Origin of the sequence: Pseudomonas sp. MRSN 12121 (genome assembly GCF_000931465.1) — a bacterium.
GTDB lineage: Bacteria > Pseudomonadota > Gammaproteobacteria > Pseudomonadales > Pseudomonadaceae > Aquipseudomonas.
The window spans coordinates 999,920-1,019,430 of the sequence record NZ_CP010892.1; the positions used below are offsets into that span (position 1 = coordinate 999,920).

14 protein-coding genes are annotated in these 19,511 nt (G+C 63.7%); 3 read left to right on the forward strand and 11 right to left on the reverse strand.

What is annotated here, in order from left to right:
- Nucleotides 1–7 precede the first annotated feature (7 nt).
- From TO66_RS04450 to TO66_RS04460, 3 genes are all read right to left on the reverse strand, one after another.
- Nucleotides 8–910 (reverse strand): glycine betaine ABC transporter substrate-binding protein, encoded by a 903-nt coding sequence (locus TO66_RS04450; RefSeq protein ID WP_044461185.1) that lies wholly within the window; start codon nucleotides 908–910, stop codon nucleotides 8–10.
- Between the two features lie 18 nt (nucleotides 911–928).
- A complete protein-coding gene (locus tag TO66_RS04455; RefSeq protein WP_044461186.1) occupies nucleotides 929–1,645 on the reverse strand; it encodes an ABC transporter permease in 717 nt (238 codons plus the stop codon).
- Nucleotides 1,646–2,193: 548 nt separating this feature from the next.
- Entirely contained in the window at nucleotides 2,194–5,661 is a 3,468-nt protein-coding gene (locus TO66_RS04460; RefSeq protein ID WP_044461187.1) for a GLUG motif-containing protein, read from the reverse strand.
- A gap of 174 nt (nucleotides 5,662–5,835) precedes the next feature.
- On the opposite strand from TO66_RS04460, the gene TO66_RS33180 reads away from it, so the two are divergent.
- From TO66_RS33180 to TO66_RS04470, 3 genes are all read left to right on the forward strand, one after another.
- Complete coding sequence (locus TO66_RS33180) at nucleotides 5,836–6,132, forward strand: hypothetical protein (protein ID WP_156162036.1); 297 nt, start codon at nucleotides 5,836–5,838, stop codon at nucleotides 6,130–6,132.
- A 39-nt stretch (nucleotides 6,133–6,171) separates the two neighbouring features.
- Nucleotides 6,172–7,761 (forward strand): peptide chain release factor 3, encoded by a 1,590-nt coding sequence (locus TO66_RS04465; protein ID WP_044461188.1) that lies wholly within the window; start codon nucleotides 6,172–6,174, stop codon nucleotides 7,759–7,761.
- Between the two features lie 348 nt (nucleotides 7,762–8,109).
- Nucleotides 8,110–8,370, forward strand: a complete 261-nt coding sequence (locus TO66_RS04470) for a hypothetical protein (RefSeq protein WP_044461189.1) — start codon at nucleotides 8,110–8,112, stop codon at nucleotides 8,368–8,370.
- A 105-nt stretch (nucleotides 8,371–8,475) separates the two neighbouring features.
- Here TO66_RS04470 and TO66_RS04475 read toward each other — a convergent pair whose 3' ends face one another.
- The 8 genes from TO66_RS04475 to TO66_RS04510 all read right to left on the reverse strand — a co-directional run bounded on the left by TO66_RS04475 (nucleotide 8,476) and on the right by TO66_RS04510 (nucleotide 19,248).
- Nucleotides 8,476–9,447 carry a peptide ABC transporter ATP-binding protein gene (locus tag TO66_RS04475; RefSeq protein WP_044461190.1) on the reverse strand — a complete coding sequence of 324 codons (972 nt, stop codon included), beginning with the start codon at nucleotides 9,445–9,447 and terminating at the stop codon, nucleotides 8,476–8,478.
- On the reverse strand, nucleotides 9,447–10,415 hold the full coding sequence (locus tag TO66_RS04480; RefSeq protein ID WP_044461191.1) for an ABC transporter ATP-binding protein: 969 nt from the start codon (nucleotides 10,413–10,415) through the stop codon (nucleotides 9,447–9,449). The genes TO66_RS04475 and TO66_RS04480 overlap by 1 nt, the downstream gene beginning before the upstream one ends.
- A gap of 10 nt (nucleotides 10,416–10,425) precedes the next feature.
- Complete coding sequence (locus tag TO66_RS04485; RefSeq protein ID WP_044461192.1) at nucleotides 10,426–11,352, reverse strand: ABC transporter permease subunit; 927 nt, start codon at nucleotides 11,350–11,352, stop codon at nucleotides 10,426–10,428.
- Nucleotides 11,353–11,363: 11 nt separating this feature from the next.
- Nucleotides 11,364–12,374, reverse strand: a complete 1,011-nt coding sequence (locus TO66_RS04490; protein ID WP_044461193.1) for an ABC transporter permease subunit — start codon at nucleotides 12,372–12,374, stop codon at nucleotides 11,364–11,366.
- Between the two features lie 73 nt (nucleotides 12,375–12,447).
- Entirely contained in the window at nucleotides 12,448–14,043 is a 1,596-nt protein-coding gene (locus tag TO66_RS04495) for an ABC transporter substrate-binding protein (protein ID WP_044461194.1), read from the reverse strand.
- A gap of 78 nt (nucleotides 14,044–14,121) precedes the next feature.
- Complete coding sequence (locus tag TO66_RS04500) at nucleotides 14,122–15,543, reverse strand: OprD family porin (RefSeq protein ID WP_044461195.1); 1,422 nt, start codon at nucleotides 15,541–15,543, stop codon at nucleotides 14,122–14,124.
- 172 nt (nucleotides 15,544–15,715) lie between these two features.
- A complete protein-coding gene (locus tag TO66_RS04505) occupies nucleotides 15,716–17,317 on the reverse strand; it encodes an ABC transporter substrate-binding protein (RefSeq protein ID WP_044461196.1) in 1,602 nt (533 codons plus the stop codon).
- Between the two features lie 305 nt (nucleotides 17,318–17,622).
- Entirely contained in the window at nucleotides 17,623–19,248 is a 1,626-nt protein-coding gene (locus tag TO66_RS04510; protein ID WP_044461197.1) for an ABC transporter substrate-binding protein, read from the reverse strand.
- Nucleotides 19,249–19,511 lie beyond the last annotated feature (263 nt).

Sequence of the window (19,511 nt, forward strand, 5' to 3'; positions counted from 1 at the left end):
TCCCTCCTTATCGAGCGGGGTTCAATGGATGCTGGCGCAGGAAGTCTGCGGCCACGGCGGACGGGCTTTCGTGGTCGACGTCGACCCGGGCGTTGAGCTGGCGCATGGTCTCGTCGTCGAACAGGGCCGCCAGCGGCTTGAGGTCGGCGGCCAGTTGCGGGTGGGCGTCGAGGTAGGCCTGGCGCACCACGGGCGCCGCGGTGTAGTCCGGGAAGTAGTGCAGGTCGTCGTCCAGCAGCTTCAGGTTGAAGGCGTTGAGCCGGCCGTCGGTGGTGTACACCAGCCCGGCGAATACCTGGGCGTTGCGCAGCGCGGTGTAGACCAGGCCCGCGTCCATCTGGCGGATGTTCTTGCGCGTCAGGTCCATGCCGTACAGCTCGACCATGCCGGCCAGGCCGTCGGAGCGGTTGGCGAACTCGGTGTCCAGGGCGATCAGGTGGTTGTCCTTGCGCTCGGCGTCGAGGACTTTCTTCAGGTCGCTGATGCTGTTGATCTGCGGGTATTGCTCGGCGACCTTGTGCGGCAGCGCCAGGGCGTAGGTATTGCTGAATTTCGACGGGGCGAGCCAGACCAGGCCTTTTTTCCCGTCGAGCTCCTTGACCCGCTCATAGGACTGTTGGCTGTCGAGCTTCTCGGTGACGTGGTTATAGGCCACCAGGGACACCCCGGTGTATTCCCAGAGCATGTCCAGCTGCCCGCTTTCGTGGGCGCTGCGCGCCAGGTTGCTGCCCAGGCCGCCGGTGACCCGGGTGTCGTACCCCTTGCTGCGCAGGTACTGCGAGGTGATTTCCGCCAGCAGCGTCTGCTCGGTGAAGACCCGGGCGCCGATGCGGATCACCGGCTTCTGCGCGGCTTGGGCAATGCCTGCGCACAGCAGGACGCAGCCTATGATCAAAGCTATTTTTTTCATGTGAATTCCTTCGCAGGCTTAAGACGGGCGCAGGCCGCGTTCCAGCCAGAGGCGGCTGGCCAGTGTCACCAGGCCGTCGAGCAGCAGGGCCAGCAAGGCGGTGCAGGCCGCGCCGAGCAGCAGTTGCGGCTGATTGTTCAGGGCAATGCCCGGGAAGATCAGGCTGCCGAGGCTGTTGGCGCCGATCAGGAAGGCCAGAGGCGCGGTGCCGACGTTGATCGCCAGGGCCACGCGCACGCCACCGACGATGATCGGCACGGCGTTGGGCAGCTCGACTTTCCACAGCACCTGGCGCGGCGTCATGCCGATGCCGACGGCGGCTTCCTTGAGCGAGCCCTGGACGTTTTTCAGGCCTTCGTAGGTGTTGCGCACGATGGGCAGCAAGGAAGCGAGGAACAGCGCGAAGATGGCCGGCCCGCTGCCGATGCCGAGGATCCCCAGGGCGATGGCCAGGACGGCCAGGGGAGGGACGGTGTTACCGATGTTGAACACCTGCATGAAGCGTTCGGCACGCCCGACCATTTGCGGTCGGCTGAGGACGATGCCGGCGGGGATCCCCACCACGAGGGCGGCGAACATTGAAGCGAGTACCAGGTACAGATGGGCTTGCAGGTAAAACAACAGATCGTCGCGGTAGTGTTCGATCGTACTGATGCCGATCCAGTGGACCAGCAGGGCCAGGAGAGCGATGACCGCCGCGCCTCCTATCAGCCCTTTGCCATAGCGAATAGCCACAGGCGGACTCCTTTTTCATGTCGGCGAGCGCTCTTTCGGGTGGCAATGCCATGCCTGGCTGCCAAGCAAACGCTCGCGAGAAGCAGCTCGTCGGTACGCTGGAAACAGCGCCGGATCGAGCCATACGCATAGCCTCGTCAGGCTAACTTGCTGATTTTTCTGCCCCTGACGAAAAGCTCGTAACAGGGGAGTGGACGCCTCCACCTTTTAAAAGGTTCCATAATTGGCAGCCTTTGGCCACCTTTGATCCGGTAAGTCCGATACTTCTGATGCCTCTTCACCGGATGGCTGCTTGTAGCCGCTGCCGAGCGCCAGCGAGGCTGCGATCGAGCTGGGCGGCATTCCGACGCAGCGCTCGCAAACGCGAAGCTCAGGATTTGACTGATGTAGCGCATTGCCTGGTTTTGCGACTGCTACGCAGTCGATCGCAGCCTCGCTGGTGCTCGGCAGCGGCTACAGGTTCGGGCCAATGGAGGCGAGGGGTAAGAAGCGCCGGCCAGGGCTGTGCGTACAGGCCTGGCCGGCTCCCGGTTGATCCAGGGGAGGGATCAGAAGGTATAGCTGCGGCCGATCATCGGCACCTTGGCGGCTTCGCCTTCGACACTGTTGAACGACTGCTGGCCGAGGTTGGCGCCGATCAGGCCGCCATGGATGTCGCTGGGGTCCACCGGCACGATCTGGCCGCTGGCCGACGAGAAACGCACCGAGCCGATGTTGCCGCCGACCAGGCCACCCAGTACCGAGCCCTGGCCGGCGGTGACCTTGCCCGACGCCGAGGCGTTGCTGATCTGGCCGCTGTTCCAGCCGACCAGGCCGCCTGCGCGGCTGTCGCTGCCGGCCTCGACATCGCCTTTGGCCTGGGCATTGGCGAGGCTGCCCCCGGCCAGGTTGCCGACCAGGCCGCCCGCCTGGGCATTCGCCCCGGCGGTGACCGTGCCCGCGGCCACGGCGTTGCGCAGGATGCTGTTGCGGCCCTGGCCGAGCAGCCCGCCGATAACGGCCGAGTCGCCGGCGCGGACGTTGCCGAGCGCCGAGGCATTGCTCAGCGAGCCGTCCATCCGCAGCCCGATCAGCCCGCCGACAGTGGCCTTGGCGCCGCCGGTGACGTTCCCCGAGGCCTTCAGGTTGGTGTGATTGCCGCCCTGGCTATAGCCGATCAATCCGCCCAGCTCGCTGCCGTGTGCGTCCGTGACGTCGCCGCTGGCGGACGCATTGATGAGCGAACCCTGGATCTGCGAACCGATCAGGCCGCCGATCGAGCGCGTGCCGTTGCCGGTCACCTTGCCGGTGGCGGAGGCCTCGGTCAGCGAGCTGCCGGAGCTGGTGCCGATCAAGCCGCCGACATTCGCACCCTTGCCGCCGGTCACGTTGCCCGAGGCCTTGACCACGGTGTGGTTGCTCGACTCGTTCAGGCCCACCAGGCCGCCCACCTGCAGGCTGAAGGTGTCCAGCACATCGCCGCTGGCCGTGGCATTGCTGAGGCGGCTGGCGCTGTTCTTGCCGATCAGGCCGCCGATGGCCTGGGCGCCGTTGCCGGTCACCTTGCCGCTGGCCGAGACGTTGCTCGCGGCGCTGCGCTGGTTGAAACCGACCAGCCCGCCGATCCACTGGGTACGGCCGCCGGTCACGTTGCCGCTGGCCGAGGCGTTGCTCAGTGCGCCGCTGCTGTTATGGCCGATCAGGCCGCCGATGGCCTGGGCGTTGTCGCTGGTCACATCACCGCTGGCCGAGGCATTGCTCACGGCCCCGCCATTGTTGAAGCCGACCAGGCCGCCGTAGTAACCGTTGCGGCCGCTGCCCTTGATGCTGACGGAAGAGCTGACGTTGCTCAGCCGGGTGACCGAGGTGCCTTCGCTGAGCCCGACCAGGCCACCGAGCATCATCGCGTCGCCGTTCATCTCGATCGACCCGGCGCTGCGGCTGTTGCTGATCCGCGCGTTGCGGTTCACCCCGACCAGGCCGCCGGCGATGACGTGGGACGAACGCCCGCGCAGGGTAACGTCGGACTGGCTGTTGCTGATGCTGGCGACGCCCCTGCCGCTGCCGAGGTTTTCACCCACCAGGCCGCCCATGGCGTAGGTGCTGCTGTCGCCGGTCACGTTGCCGCTGGCCGCGGCGTTGGTGATGCTGCCCTGTTCCAGGTTCGTCCCCACCAGGCCGCCCAGGGTTTCGAACCGGGAGGCGCCGGTGACCGTCACCTGGCTGGCCTTGACGTTGTCGATCCGGCCGGTGTTGCGCCCCGCCAGGCTGCCGACCTGGAGGTTGAGGCGATCCGAGCGCGCGCCGCTGACCGAGATACGCTCCAGGTTCAGGTTGCGGATGTCGCCCGAGTTCGCCCCGAACAGGCCGATAGCGCTGCCGGTGCCATAGACCGAGAGGTTGTCGATGCTGTTGCCCAGGCCATCGAAGACCCCGCCGAAGCTGCGCTGGTCGGCCAGGGACAGGAAGCTGGCGCCGTTGCCGGCGATGCTGTTGCCCAGGACATAACGCCCGTTCAGGTTGTTGTCGACGCCGCGCAGTTGCGCCAGGTCCTGGATGACCGCGTAGTGCTGGCCGTTGGCCTGGAAGCTGGCCCCCGCGCCGGACAGGGTGACCGCCTTGCCGTCCTTGAGCGAATGGCCGTTGCCGCTGTTCAGCGCCAGGCTTGCGCCGGCGCCGGTCAGGGCGATGTTGTCGTTCAGGTGCAGGCTGCCGTTGCGCGCATTCAGCGTCAGGTCGGCCTTGGCGCCGCTGGCGGCCAATGGCCCGTCGACGCGGATGTCGCCCTGTTCGGCGGTCAGGCCCAGGTGGTTGCCGCTGCTCCAGGTCACCGGCGCCTTGAGCGACAGGTTGTTGCTGCTGGTCAGCTCGACATGGGTGGTGCCCAGGTTGCTCGCCAGGGTCTCGGAGCGCAGGGTTGGGGTGCCCTGGCCGCGCTGGGTGGCCTCGCTCTCGGGGCTGGCGACCGTAAGGGTGTGGGTGCGGATTTTCCAGGTGCCGGTCTGGCCCTTGTCGGCCCGGGTATCCACCTGGGCGGCCAGTTGCACCTCGACCTGGGCGCCGCGGTTTTCCACGGTGCCGCCGTTGCCTTGGCCGTCGAGGGCGCTGGCGTCCTGGCGACCGGCGACCTGGACGACGCCGCTGTCGCCGCCGTCGAGCACAATCCGCCCCGCCTTGGCCTGCAGGGTCCGGGCTTCGATCACGCCCTGGTTGCTGACCACGGTCTTGAGCAGGCTGTCGGCGCTCCGGGCGCTCATCAGCACCTGGCCGCCGTCGGCCTTGATCAGGCCGCCGTTCTGCACCAGGGCATCCACCGCGCCGCCGTCGATTTGCAGGTTGAGCAGGCCGTTGCCGTCGAAGTTGAGGGTGATGTCCTTGCCGGCGGCCAGGGCCACGTTGCCGAGGCGGGCCTGGATTACCCCGCTGTTGCTGACCTGGGCCCCGAGCAGGGCGACGCTGCCGCCGTCGCGGGCGCTGAGGGTGCCGGCGTTGCTGATGCCGGCGGCGGAGTTACCGGCGAAACGGTAGTTGCCATCGAGGAAGTCCTTGTCGGACAGGTTCTGGGTCGACACCACCAGGCCGCCGACATCGACCTGCGCGGACTTGCCGAAGACCACGCCGTTGGGGTTGATCAGGAACACTTGGCCATTGGCGTCGATCCGGCCCTGGATGTCGCTGCCGTTGTTGCCGATGACGCGGTTGAGGGCGACGGCGTCATGGCCGGGCTGTTGAAAGTTGACGCGCTCATCGGCGCTGACATTGAACTCGTTCCATTGGGTGATCAGCTTGTTGCTCTGCTGGTCGACGGTCAGTTGCTTGCCATCGGCCGAGGTATGCATGCCGCCTTCGCCGGCGATGATGTCCGCTCCGCTCGGCAGGGCGAATGCCGGTCCCTGGACGAGCAGCCCGAGCAGCGCTGCGCCAGCGGCGAGCACGGCCTTGCTGCGTCCGGCCTTGCCGCGTCGACGGGTCCATTCGCTGGTGACGTTCCAGCAGCCCATGGCCTGGTTCCAGACCAATGCATAGCTTTTGTTCATGATGCGTCCTCGTGTGTGGAAACTCTGCTGATCCCCCCAGCAGAATGGGTCGTGCTCAGAAAGGCCCGGAACGCTGTGGCATCTGTGTTCCGGGCGGCCGTTCCCCGCGCCCCGTCGAGCGCTGGTGCAGCGCTGCCGGCGAAGCTATTCGCGGTTTTTCCAGAGGCGGGGCGAATGACGGGAGGTCGTTTAGTGGGCGGGTTGAATCTATCAGCCGCCTGTTTGGCGGGAATTCAGAACAGTCTGAAGCGCTATGGGGCTTTTTCTTTAAATGGGCGGGCCGTTGATCTGATGCTGTCGTTCATGGTCGCCGGAAGGCTTTTTCCGGGGGCGCGTGGTGCGCGCCGGGCAGCGGTACGCCTTGGCGGCAATGGCGCCGGACGTCATCCGGCCGGGTATTTTCGAGCGCGCTTTGTTACCATGCGCGGTTCTCTGTGTTGGCCTTTGCAATCGGCCAAAGGCATTTTTTAACTGCGTGCATGAGCCTGTACGCAATCGAGATCTCAAGCGATGTCCGATAGTCAAATCGTCAACGAAGTCAACGCCAGGCGCACCTTCGCCATTATTTCCCACCCGGATGCGGGTAAGACCACCATCACCGAGAAGCTCCTGCTGATGGGCAAGGCGATTGCCGTTGCCGGTACGGTGAAGTCCCGCAAGTCCGACCGCCATGCCACCTCCGACTGGATGGAGATGGAGAAGCAGCGGGGTATTTCCATTACCACGTCGGTCATGCAGTTCCCTTATCGCGAACACATGATCAACCTGCTCGACACCCCGGGCCACGAAGACTTCTCGGAAGACACCTACCGCACCCTGACAGCGGTGGACTCGGCGTTGATGGTGCTCGACGGCGGTAAGGGCGTAGAGCCGCGGACCATCGCCCTGATGGACGTCTGCCGCCTGCGCGACACGCCGATCGTCAGCTTCATCAACAAACTCGACCGCGACATCCGCGACCCTATCGAACTGCTCGACGAAATCGAGGCGGTGCTGAAGATCAAGGCCGCACCCATCACCTGGCCGATCGGTTGCTACCGCGACTTCAAGGGCGTGTACCACCTCGCGGGCGACTACATCATTGTCTACACCCCGGGCCACGGCCACGAGCGCATCGAAACCAAGATCATCCAGAAGCTCGACTCCCCTGAGGCCCGCGCTCACCTAGGCGACGAGTACGAGCGTTTCCTCGAACAGCTGGAGCTGGTGCAGGGCGCCTGCCACGAGTTCGACCGGCAGCAGTTCCTGGACGGTCAACTGACCCCGGTGTTCTTCGGCACCGCCCTGGGCAACTTCGGGGTCGACCATGTGCTCGACGCCGTGGTCGACTGGGCTCCGCTGCCGCTGGCGCGGGTCGCCAACGAGCGTACCGTGCAGCCGCAGGAAGAGAAATTCAGCGGTTTCGTGTTCAAGATCCAGGCGAACATGGACCCCAAGCACCGCGACCGTATCGCCTTCATGCGCATCTGCTCGGGCAAGTACGAGAAAGGCATGAAGATGCGCCATGTGCGCACCGGCAAGGACGTACGGATCGGCGATGCGCTGACCTTCTTCTCCTCGGAGCGTGAACAGCTCGAAGAGGCCTACGCCGGCGACATCATCGGCCTGCACAACCACGGCACCATCCAGATCGGCGACACCTTCACCGAAGGCGAGGCGCTGGGCTTCACGGGCATCCCGCACTTCGCCCCGGAACTGTTCCGCCGCGTGCGCCTGAGGGACCCGCTGAAATCCAAGCAACTGCGCCAGGGCCTGCAGCAGTTGGCCGAAGAGGGCGCGACCCAGGTGTTCTTCCCCGAGCGCAGCAACGACATCATCCTCGGTGCCGTCGGTGTGCTGCAGTTCGATGTGGTCGCCAGCCGCCTGAAAGAGGAATACAAGGTCGAGTGCTCCTACGAGCCGATTACCGTGTGGTCCGCGCGCTGGATCGAGTGCAGCGACAAGAAGAAGCTCGAGGAATTCTCCAACAAGGCCGTGGAAAACCTGGCGCTGGACGGCGGCGGTCACCTGACCTACCTGGCCCCGACCCGGGTCAACCTGGCGCTGATGGAAGAGCGCTGGCCCGACGTGAAATTCCGCGCGACCCGCGAGCATCACTAAGGTCCGAGCGATACCCCCAAAGCCCCGCTGCCCAAACAGCGGGGCTTTTTTATGCCTGGAATGGGTGGCCGGCGGGGCTGTAATCGAACCCTGCATGCTTTAGGTTTTGGGGCCGCTGCGCAGCTCATCGCGAGCAAGCTTCGCTCCTACGGGTGATGGCGGTGTTCCTGCGGGGCATAACTGGAGGTTTTAAGGGTTAGTCGAAAGCCGTCTAGCCTTCGGTGCTCATCGATAGCTTGCTATCTGGAAAAGCACAGGCTTCGAGACTAGGTTTCATACGAAGCCCGGCCTTGGAAACCAGGGCTTGTGGCCATCATTGATTCACCTACGCAAAGGGACGGAATCAACATGAATGTTTTCCAACGGAGTGTGCTGTTGCTCAAGGTGCTGGTGTGGCTGGCGCTTGGCATGTCCGCGGCCTGGGCCGGCGATCAGGCCGCGCGGGCACCGGGTTTCTGGGTGCCGGGGCATGCGCAGAATGGCGTGCAGATGATCGCCAAGTCGGAATCCGAACCCGGGGACCAGGGCCAGGGGGGCAGCGCGGACGATGACGACTCGACCACCGACGAGCCGGATACCGACAGCACCGACGACAGCGAGCAGGGGTGAGATAAGGAAAACCCCTCCTGTCGGACTGATGCGCAATCCGGCAGGAGGGGTTTGGACAACACGAGTGAGGCGCCGCGGGTTACCACGGCGCCTTTTTTTGCGGGATCAGCCGAGGAACTGCTCGGCGTAGTGGCAGGCTACCTGGCGGCTGTCGAGCTGGCGCAGGGCCGGCTCTTCGCTGCTGCAGCGCTCGGTGGCGTAGGGGCAGCGCTTGTGGAAGGCGCAGCCGGGCGGCGGGTTCAGCGGGTTGGGCAGCTCGCCGACGATCTTGATCTTCGGCTTGTCCGGGTCCGGGTGAATGGTCGGCGTGGCCGACAGCAGCGCCTGGGTGTAGGGGTGCAGGGGTCGGGTGTAGATGTCCTCCTTCGGGCCCATTTCCACCGGCCGGCCGAGGTACATCACCATCACGTGGTCGGCGACGTGACGCACCACCGCCAGGTTGTGGGAGATGAACACGTAGGCGGTGTTGAACTCCTGCTGCAGGTCCATGAACAGGTTCAGCACCTGGGCCTGGATCGACACGTCCAGCGCCGAGGTCGGTTCGTCCGCCACCAGCACTTTCGGTTGCAGCATCATGGCGCGGGCCAGGGCGATGCGCTGGCGCTGGCCGCCGGAGAACATGTGCGGGTAGCGCTGATAATGCTCGGGGCGCAGGCCCACCTGCTTCATCATCGCCTGGACCTTTTCCCGGCGTTCGCTGGCCGACAGCCTGGTGTTGATCAGCAGCGGCTCGGCCAACTGGTCGCCGATCTTCTGCCGCGGGTTGAGCGAGGCGTAAGGGCTCTGGAACACCATCTGCACGTCTTTGCGCAGTTGCTTGCGCTGTGCCTTGTCGGCGCCGGCGACTTCCTGGCCGGCGATTTTCAGCGAGCCGGAGGACGGTTCCTCGATCAGGGTCAGGGCCCGGGCCAGGGTGGACTTGCCACAGCCGGATTCGCCGACCACCGCGAGGGTCTTGCCGGCTTCGAGCTCGAACGACACGCCGTTGAGCGCGCGCACGGTCGCATGGCCCTTGAACAGGCCGCGGGACACTTCGTAGTGGCGGGTCAGGTTGCGGGCGGTAAGAACGACGGCCATTACGCCACCTCCTGGTTCAGCGGGTAGAAGCAGCGCGCGAGGCTGGCGGCTTTCGGGTCGAGGCTGGGGCGCTGCTGGCGGCAGTTTTCCTGCACGTACGGGCAGCGCGGCGAGAGCAGGCAGCCTTGCGGACGGTCGTAGCGACCGGGAACGATGCCCGGCAGGGTCGACAGGCGCTCGGCGCCCATGCTGTGCTCGGGAATGGCCGCGAGCAGTGCTTCGCTGTAGGGGTGGGCGGGAATGTCGAACAGCTCCGGCACCTTGCCCACTTCCACCGCTTGCCCGGCGTACATCACGCACACGCGCTGGGCGGTTTCGGCCACCACGGCCAGGTCGTGGGTGATCAGCACCAGGCCCATGTTCTGCTCGCGCTGCAGGTTGAGCAGCAGTTCCATGATCTGTGCCTGGATGGTCACGTCCAGGGCGGTGGTCGGTTCGTCGGCGATCAGCAGCTTCGGCTCGCCGGCAATCGCCATGGCGATCGCCACGCGCTGGCTCATGCCGCCGGACAGCTGGTGCGGGTAGGCGTCCATGCGGCTGGCGGCGCCCGGGATCTCGACTTTCTCCAGCAGTTCGATGGCGCGTTTGCGCGCGGCCTTGCCGGACAGCTTCAGGTGCAGGCGCAGCACTTCCTCGATCTGGTAGCCCACGGTGTAGCTCGGGTTCAGCGCGGTCATCGGGTCCTGGAACACCATGGCCAGGTCCTTGCCGACGATCTGCCGGCGTTGCCGGGCGCTGAGCTTGAGCATGTCCTTGCCGTCGAAGCTGAGGGCGTCGGCGGTGACGATGCCGGGATGCTCGATTAGCCCCATCAGCGCCATCATGGTCACGGACTTGCCGGAGCCGGACTCGCCGACGATGGCCAGGACTTCGCCCTTGTCCACTTTCAGGTCCAGGCCATCCACCACGGGAACGGCCTTGGCGTCGCCGAAGCGAACGTTGAGATTCTTGATTTCTAGCAGTGACATGGGAATCTCCTCAGGCGGCGTTCTTGAGTTTCGGGTCCAGCGCGTCGCGCAGGCCGTCGCCCATCAGGTTGATTGCCAGCACGCTGAGCAAAATGGTCAGACCGGGCAGGCTCACGACCCACCAGGCGCGTTCGATGTAGTCGCGGGCCGAGGCCAGCATGGTGCCCCACTCGGGGGTTGGCGGCTGTACGCCCAGGCCGAGGAAGCCCAGGGCCGCGGCGTCGAGGATCGCCGAGGAGAAGCTCAGGGTCGCCTGGACGATCAGCGGCGCCATGCAGTTGGGCAGCACGGTGATGAACATCAGGCGCGGCAGGCCGGCACCGGCCAGGCGTGCGGCGGTCACGTAGTCGCGGTTCAGCTCGCCCATCACCGCGGCGCGGGTCAGGCGCACGTAGGACGGCAGGGACACCACGGCGATGGCGATCACGGTGTTGATCAGGCCTGGGCCGAGGATGGCGACGATCGCCACGGCCAGCAGCAGCGAGGGCAGGGCCAGCATGATGTCCATGAGACGCATGATGGTCGGGCCCAGAAGACGCGGGAAGAACCCGGCGAACAGGCCCAGGAGGATGCCCGGGATCAGCGACATGACCACCGACGACAGGCCGATCAGCAGCGACAGGCGCGAACCGTGGATCAGTCGCGACAGCAGGTCGCGGCCCAGTTCGTCGGTGCCGAGGATGAATTGCCAGCTACCGCCTTCGAGCCAGACCGGCGGGGTCAGCAGGAACTCGCGGTATTGCTCGCTCGGGTTATGCGGGGCGACCCAGGGCGCGAAGATCGCGCAGAAGATCACCAGCAGCATGAACAGCAGGCCGGCGACCGCGCCCTTGTTGCGCGAGAACGCCTGCCAGAATTCCTTGTACGGCGAGGGGTACAGCAGGCTTTGATCCACGGCCACGGTGGATACGGCTACTGAGGAGGTTGGGGTGCTCATGAGTATTGTCCTCAGCGCTGGTGACGGATGCGTGGGTTGGCAAAGCCGTAGAGGATGTCCACCACGAAGTTGACCAGGATCACCAGGCAGGCGATCAACAGGATGCCGTTCTGCACCACGGGATAATCCCGCGCGCCGATGGCTTCGATCAGCCATTTGCCGATGCCCGGCCAGGAGAAGATGGTCTCGGTCAGGACAGCGCCGGCCAGCAGGGTGCCGACTTGCAGGCCGACCACGGTCAGTACCGGGATCAATGCGTTGCGCAGGCCGTGGACGAATACCACGCGCGCCGGCGACAGGCCCTTGGCCTTGGCGGTGCGGATGTAGTCTTCGCGCAGCACTTCGAGCATCGAGGAGCGGGTCATGCGCGCGATCACCGCCAGCGGAATGGTGCCCAGCACGATGGCCGGCAGGATCAGGTGGTGCAGGGCGTCGAGGAAGGCGCCGGTGTCATCGGCCAGCAGGGTGTCGATGAGCATGAAGCCGGTTTTCGGCTCGATGTCGTAGAGCAGGTCGAGCCGTCCGGAAACCGGGGTCCAGCCCAGGCTCACGGAGAAGAACATGATGAGGATCAGGCCCCACCAGAAGATCGGCATCGAATAGCCGGCCAGGGACACGCCCATCACACCGTGGTCGAACAGCGAGCCGCGCTTCAGCGCGGCGATCACCCCGGCCAGCAGGCCGACCACGCCGGCGAACAGCAGGGCGGCCATGGACAGTTCCAGGGTCGCCGGAAACAGGGAAGTGAACTCGGTCCACACGCTCTCGCGAGTCCGCAGGGATTCGCCCAGGTCGCCGTGGGCGAGTTTGCCGATGTAGTCCAGGTACTGGGCGTACAGCGGTTTGTTCAGACCAAGGCGTTCCATTGCCTGGGCATGCATCTCAGGGTCGACCCGGCGTTCGCCCATCATGACTTCCACGGGATCGCCGGGAATCATGCGAATCAATGCGAACGTCAACAAGGTGATGCCGAAGAATGTGGGAATCAGCAACCCCACACGGCGGGCAATAAAACTAAACATCTTCTGGTGTACCTCATCAGCCGGTTAGGCGTGTCCGGCATCCCTGGGGTCAGGGATGCCGGGCGTTTCTTATCTACTTCACCTGGGTGGTAGCGAAGTTGTTGGTGGTCAGCGGGCTCTGGTGGTAGCCCTCGACGTTCTTGCGCATTGCCGTGAACATTTTCGGGTAGGCCATGGGGATCCAGGGTTGTTCCTTGTCGAAAATGGCCTGGGCCTGTTCATAGAGCGCGGAGCGCTTGGCCGGTTCGGATTCGGCGCGGGCCTGGTCGATCAGGTCCTGGAATTCCTTGTTGCACCAACGGGCGTAGTTTTCGCCGTTTTTGGCGGCCTCGCAACTGAGGTTGGGCGTCAGGAAGTTGTCCGGGTCGCCGTTATCCCCCGCCCAGCCGGCCGATACCATGTCGTGTTCGCCGTTTTTCGCGCGCTTGAGCATCTCGCCCCATTCCATGACGCGGATGTCGACCTTGAGGCCGATCTTGGCCAGGTCGGCCTGCATCATCTGTGCGCCGAGCAGCGGGTTGGGGTTGGTCGGGCCGCCGCCGTTGCGGGTGAACAGGGTGAAGACGGTGCCGTCCGGCACGCCCGCTTCCTTGAGCAGGGCACGGGCCTTGTCGAGGTCGCGCTTGGGGTTGCCCAGGCTGCTGTTGAAACCGAGCAGGGTCGGCGGGTAGGGGCCGGTGCCGACCACCGCATTGCCATTGCCATACAGGCTGTTGACGTAGGCTTCCTTGTCGAAGGCGATGTTGATGGCGTGCCGTACCCGTGGGTCGCTCATGTATTTCTTGCTGGTGTTGAGGGCCACGTAGCCCACGGTCATGGCGGCCAGGTCGTCGACCTTCAGGTTGGCGTCGGCCTTGATGCTCGGGATGTCGTCCGGTTTCGGATACAGGGCGACCTGGCACTCGTTGGCCTTGAGTTTCTGCAGGCGCACGTTGTTATCGGTGGTGATCGCCAGGATCAGCGCGTCGGCCGGCGGCTTGCCGCGGAAGTAGTCCGGGTTGGCCTTGAAACGCACCTGGGCGTCCTTGGCATAGCGCTGGAAGATGAACGGGCCGGTGCCGATCGGCTTGCTGTTGAGGTCGCCGGTCTTGCCGGCCTTGAGCAACTGGTCGGCATATTCGGCCGGGAAGATCGAGGAGAAGGCCATGGCCACGTCGGCCAGGAACGGCGCCTCGCGACGGGTCAGGGTGAAGACCACGGTGTGGTCGTCGGTTTTCTCCACGCTCTTGAGCAGCTCCTTGAAGCCCATGCTCTCGAAATAGGGGAAGCCCACGCTGGACTTGTCATGCCACGGGTGTTTCGGGTCCAGCTGGCGCTGGAAGCTCCAGAGCACGTCGTCGGCGTTCATCTCGCGGGTCGGCTTGAAGTAATCGGTGCTGTGGAACTTGACGCCTTTGCGCAGGTGGAAGGTGTAGCTCAGGCCATCCGGGCTGACCTCCCAGGATTCGGCCAGGGCCGGCTCGATCTCGGTGGTGCCGGGCTTGAAGTCCACCAGACGGTTGAAGATGGTTTCCGCCACCGCGTCGGCAGTGACTGCAGTCGTGTACTGGACCATATCGAAGCCTTCCGGGCTGGCTTCGGTACAGACCACCAAGGGTTTGGCCGAGACGCCTGCGGCGACGCTCAGCAGTGCGGCCGCGATGGCCGCTCTCAGGGAAATCTTTTTCATCTAGAACCCTCTGCAATCGGTTGAACCAGAGTAGCCAAAACGGCGAATTCATCATGAATTCGCCGTCTGGCCGGTGCGTTAGAGAATGTTGAACGGAATGGTGGTGACCAGGCGGAACTCGTTGATGTTGCCGTCTGCCTGGTGTTCGCTGGCCCGGTGCGTAGTGTAGGTCGCCCGGATGGCGGTGGCCTTGAGCGGGCCGCTTTGCACGGCATAGGACGCGCCAATGCCGTATTCGTAGTGGGTTTCGCCATCCATCAGGCTCAGGTCGCCGCGCTTGGCGCCTGGATCGGTGTAGGCGGTGCCGCGGTAGTGAGTACCGTCGATACCCCAGCCACGAGCCTGGTAGATGTTGAACTTCAGGCCAGGCACGCCGTATTCGGCCATGTTCAGGCCGTAGGCGATCTGGAAGGACTTCTCGTTCGGGCTGTTGAAGTCCGAGAGCAGGGAGTTGGCCAGGTAGATGCCGTTGGTTTCATGCAGGTAGTCGAAGTACTCGTCGCCGTTCACTTCCTGGTAGGAGAAGGTCAGGCTATGGGCCTGGTGAGTCAGGCCCAGCGACAGCGAGTAGGTATCGTTGTCGATCTCGCCCATCTTCTTTTTGCCTTCGTCCACGGTCTTGTAGTAGTTCAGGCCGGTGGTCAGGCTCAGTACCTGGCTGTCGCCCAGTTCATGGGTGGCGCCGAAGTAGTACTGGTTCCAGAAGTCCTCGACCTTGGCGCCGTACAGGCTGGTCTTCAGGCTCTTGAACGGCTGGTAGTTCACGCCGGCCGTGTAGACCTTGTCGGTTTCCACGCCGGTGGCGGAGTACTCGGTACGGAACTTGGACAGGCTCTGTTCGCTTCGTGGCGAGACGCGGTCGAAGCCGGCCAGGTCGAACGACAGGTTGTTGAATTCCTCACTGTGCAGGCTGATACCTTCGAAGCTCGAAGGCAGGGCCCGGTTGCCGATCACGTCGATGATCGGCGTGCTGAAGTTCTGGCGACCCGCGGTCAGGGTGGTGTTCGATACGCGGAACTTGACGTTGGCCAGGCCCAGCTTGCTCCACTGGTCTACCGCGTCGCCGTTGGAGTCCGCCAGGGTGCGGTTGGAGCCGCCGGCGATGTCCTTGCGATCACGGTCCAGCGCGATGGCGTTGTAGGCCGCCACTTCGGTGCTGACGCCCACGGTGCCCTGGGTGAAACCCGAGGTGTAATTGAGGATGGTGCCCTGGACCCAGTTGATACGACGGGCGGTCGGTGTCTTGGGTGCAGTGGGGTCGTTCTTGACGCTGTTTTTCTTGTAGCTGAACGTGTCGTCACGACGCTTCAGTTCATTGGCGTACCAGTTACGGGTGGTGCCCCCCAGGCTCTGCCCGTCAATGAAGCCCTTGGCCTCACTTTGCGCGCTGGTGCCGGTCGTGGTCGTCGGAATGAACTCCTGGCTCACGCTTTCCGCGTGGGCCATCGCGGTGATGCTGCTGATGGCCATGGCCAGTATCGCGGTACTGCTCGGTTTCATGGGTGAAGCTCCTTTGTTTTCTTTATTTTCATGCCGGTCTTTTTGATTGAACGGCTATCGGGTTTACAACTCATTCAAGGCATCGCAAACGTTTGCATGAGGTCGGATCGCCGAATTCAGGCAGCAGTGTTGCGTGGGGGCGGATATCGCCCCCAGTGGCCTGGCTCATCATTTATTGGTCGATACTGACGCCCGAGAACACGTTACGGCCGAAGGGGCTGACCTTGAATCCTTCGACTTTGGCGCTCAACGGCTGGTTGACCGTCGAGTGGGCGACAGGGGTGATCGGCACCTGTTGCTTGAGCAATTGCTGGGCCTGCTGGTACAGCGCCGTGCGCTGCTCGCGATAGGTGACGATCTTGGCCTGCTTGATCAGCTTGTCGTACTGCGGGTCGCACCACATGGAGTAGTTGTTGCCGCCGATGGCGTCGCAGCTGTACAGGGTGCCGAGCCAGTTGTCCGGGTCGCCGTTGTCGCCGGTCCAGCCGATCAGGCTGATGTCGTGTTCGCCATTCTTGGTGCGCTTGATGTACTCGCCCCATTCGTAGCTGACGATCTTCACTTTCAGGCCGATCTTGCCCCAGTCGGCCTGGAGCATCTCGGCCATCAGCTTGGCGTTGGGGTTGTAGGGACGTTGCACGGGCATGGCCCAGAGGGTGATCTCCGTGCCTTCCTTGACCCCGGCGGCCTTGAGCAGCTCGCGGGCCTTTTCCGGGTTGTAGGCGGCGTCCTTGATGCTGGTGTCGTACGACCACTGGGTCGGCGGCATGGCGTTGACCGCCAGCTGGCCGGCGCTCTGGTACACGGCGTTGAGGATGGCCGGCTTGTTCACCGCCATGTCCAGCGCCTGGCGCACTTCCAGCTGGTCGAACGGTTTGTGGCGAACGTTGTAGGCGATGTAGCCGAGGTTGAACCCGGGCTTTTCGATCAATTGCAGCTTGGGATCGTTTTTCAGCGCTTCGACATCGGCCGGGCGGGGGTGCAGGGTGACCTGGCATTCGCCGGCCTTGAGCTTCTGCACGCGCACCGAGGCATCGGTGTTGATGGCGAAGATCAGCTGGTCGAGCTTGACCCGGCTCGGGTCCCAGTACTGCTTGTTGGCGGTGTAGCGGATGTTCGAGTCTTTCTGGTAGCTCTTGAACACGAACGGCCCGGTGCCGATCGGCTTCTGGTTGATGTCGCTGGGCCGGCCGGCCTTGAGCAACTGGTCGGCGTATTCGGCCGAGAGAATCGAGGCGAAGCTCATGGCGATGTTCTGGATGAACGCGGCGTCCACCGTGTTCAGGGTCATCACCACGGTCAGCGGCCCGGTCTTATCGACCTTGGCGATGTTCTTGTTCAGGCTCATCCCGTTGAAGTAGGGAAACTCGGTCGGGTAGGCCTTGCGGAACGGGTGCTCGGCATCGAGCATGCGGGTGAAGGTGAAGACCACGTCGTCGGCGTTGAAGTCGCGACTGGGCTTGAAGTACGGGGTGCTGTGGAACTTCACCCCTTCGCGCAGGTGGAAGGTGTATTGCAGGCCGTCCGCGGAAATGTCCCAGCGGGTGGCCAGGCCGGGCACCACGTTGGTCGCGCCCTTTTCGAACTCCGCCAGGCGGTTGTACAGGGGTTCCGCCGCGTCGTTGTCGGTGGCGGTGGTGTACTGCGCGGTGTCGAAACCCGCCGGGCTGCCTTCGGAGCAGAACACCAGGCTGCCGCCGGCCGCCAGGCTGGCGAAGGTCGCGGCCAGCAGGCCGGTGCCCAGCAGGGCGGATAAAACCAGAGAATGACGCATGACGATCCCTCTCCCTTTTTTATTGTTTTGATCGATGAGCCATCACCTCATCCTGAGGTGGTTGCGTCATTGATCCCGAGTCCTGGCTTGCAGCAAATATCGGGCAATGGATGCACCACTCCATGCTTTGACGGTAAGGGTCGCCGCATGGGTAGTAAATGCCAAAGAGCCTGAAAGACATGTAAGGATCTTCCGAAACGCCCGTACTCACCGCGATGGGGTGCAGCAAGGGGCAGGCGTTCGGGATCCGGCAGTCCTGGCGGGCAAGGCGACGGCGACGCGTGCGGCGCCGCCGTCGCGACACCTTATTTGCTGATGCTGACGCCGTAGAAGGAGTTCAGGCCGAAGGGGCTGATCTTGAAGTCCTGTACGTTGGCGCGCATGGGTTGGAACACCGTCGAGTGCGCGATCGGTGTCATTGGGACCTGGTCTTTGAGGAGGTGCTGCGCCTGCTTGTACAGCTCGGTGCGCTTGGCCACGTCCGGAGTGGCCTTGGCTTGCTTGATCAGTGCGTCGTACGGCTTGTCGCACCATTTGGAGAAGTTGTTGCCGTTCATGGCGTCGCAGCCGAACAGGGTGCCGAGCCAGTTGTCCGGGTCACCATTGTCGCCGCTCCAGCCGATGATCATCGCCTGGTTCTCGCCGCCCTTGGAACGCTTGATGTACTCGCCCCATTCGTAGCTGACGATGTTGACCTTCAGGCCGATCTTGGCCCAGTCGGATTGCAGCATTTCCGCCATCAGCTTGGCGTTCGGGTTGTAAGGGCGCTGTACGGGCATGGCCCACAGGGTGATCTGGGTGCCTTCCTTGATGCCGGCTTCCTTGAGCAGGGCCTTGGCTTTCTCGGGGTCGTACTTGGCATCCTTGATGGTGTCGTCGTAGGACCACTGGGTCGGCGGCATGGCGTTGACCGCCAGTTGGCCTGCGCCCTGGTACACGGAGTCGATGATCTGCTGCTTGTTCACCGCCATGTCCAGCGCCTGGCGGACCTTGAGGTCGGCCAGCGGGTTGGCGTCGGTGCGGCCCTTGAGCACGGGCATCACGTTGTAGGCGATGTAGCCGAGGTTGAAGCCGGCCTGCTGCGGCAGCTTGAGGTCCTTGTCTTCACCCAGGGCCTTGAGGTCGGCCGGGCGCGGGAACAGGGTGACCTGGCATTCGTTCTTTTTCAGCTTCTGGATACGTACCGACGGGTCGGTGGTGATGGCGAAGATCAGGTTGTCGATCTTCACGTCTTCAGGCTTCCAGTAGTCCTTGTTGCCGGTGTAACGGATGTTGGAGTCTTTCTGGTAGCTCTTGAACACGAACGGGCCGGTGCCGACCGGCTTCTGGTTGATGTCGCCGGCCTTGCCTTCCTTGAGCAACTGGTCGGCATACTCGGCGGACTGGATGGAGGCGAAGCTCATGGCCAGGTTCTGGATGAACGCGGCGTCCACGGTTTTCAGGGTGAACTTGACGGTCTTGTCGTCGACTTTCTCGACCTTGGTGATGTTGGTATCCATCCCCATGTCGGTGAAGTAAGGGAATTCGGTTGGGTACGCCTTGCGGAACGGCATGTCCTTGTCGAGCATGCGGTTGAACGTGAAGAGCACGTCGTCGGCGTTGAAGTTGCGGGTCGGCTTGAAGTACGGGGTGGTGTGGAATTTCACGCCATCGCGCAGGTGGAAGGTGTAGGTCAGGCCGTCGTCGGAGATGTCCCAACTGGTCGCCAGGCCAGGAACGACGGCGGTGCCGCCACGTTCGAACTGGCTGAGACGGTTGAACAGGGTTTCTGCTGAGGCGTCGAAGTCGGTTCCGGTGGTGTACTGGCCTGGGTCGAAACCGGCCGGGCTCCCTTCGGAGCAGAACACCAGGTTAGTCGCCGCTTGGGCGAACGGTGCGCTGGCGAGTAAACCGGCGCTGACTAAAAGCGGAATGACTGCTTGTTTGAACATGGTTGCCTCATGATTTGTTGTCATTTTTGGTGTAGAGGGCGACCTTATGAGTCGACCCGCCGATACTTATGCAGGCCCCATACCCAATGCAAGGTGCGGGGCCGTCACAAGTATCAAGGAGTGGAACGAACGTACATGGATGACGCATTTGTATAAATTCTGACGCATTGGACCGTATGCGCCGGTTTTTTCTGGTGCATGGGCTGCCTTATTGCGGAGCATCCAATGGGGGTCTTGCCTCCGGTTGGTGCGTCGCTGGAGCG

Coding starts and splice junctions, on each gene's coding strand:
- TO66_RS04450 (WP_044461185.1), bottom strand. CDS start 910: ATGAAAAAAATAGCTTTGATCATAGGCTGCGTCCTGCTGTGCGCAGGC.
- TO66_RS04460 (WP_044461187.1), bottom strand. CDS start 5,661: ATGAACAAAAGCTATGCATTGGTCTGGAACCAGGCCATGGGCTGCTGG.
- TO66_RS33180 (WP_156162036.1), top strand. CDS start 5,836: ATGACGGGAGGTCGTTTAGTGGGCGGGTTGAATCTATCAGCCGCCTGT.
- TO66_RS04465 (WP_044461188.1), top strand. CDS start 6,172: ATGTCCGATAGTCAAATCGTCAACGAAGTCAACGCCAGGCGCACCTTC.
- TO66_RS04470 (WP_044461189.1), top strand. CDS start 8,110: ATGAATGTTTTCCAACGGAGTGTGCTGTTGCTCAAGGTGCTGGTGTGG.
- TO66_RS04475 (WP_044461190.1), bottom strand. CDS start 9,447: ATGGCCGTCGTTCTTACCGCCCGCAACCTGACCCGCCACTACGAAGTG.
- TO66_RS04480 (WP_044461191.1), bottom strand. CDS start 10,415: ATGTCACTGCTAGAAATCAAGAATCTCAACGTTCGCTTCGGCGACGCC.
- TO66_RS04485 (WP_044461192.1), bottom strand. CDS start 11,352: ATGAGCACCCCAACCTCCTCAGTAGCCGTATCCACCGTGGCCGTGGAT.
- TO66_RS04490 (WP_044461193.1), bottom strand. CDS start 12,374: ATGTTTAGTTTTATTGCCCGCCGTGTGGGGTTGCTGATTCCCACATTC.
- TO66_RS04495 (WP_044461194.1), bottom strand. CDS start 14,043: ATGAAAAAGATTTCCCTGAGAGCGGCCATCGCGGCCGCACTGCTGAGC.
- TO66_RS04500 (WP_044461195.1), bottom strand. CDS start 15,543: ATGAAACCGAGCAGTACCGCGATACTGGCCATGGCCATCAGCAGCATC.
- TO66_RS04505 (WP_044461196.1), bottom strand. CDS start 17,317: ATGCGTCATTCTCTGGTTTTATCCGCCCTGCTGGGCACCGGCCTGCTG.
- TO66_RS04510 (WP_044461197.1), bottom strand. CDS start 19,248: ATGTTCAAACAAGCAGTCATTCCGCTTTTAGTCAGCGCCGGTTTACTC.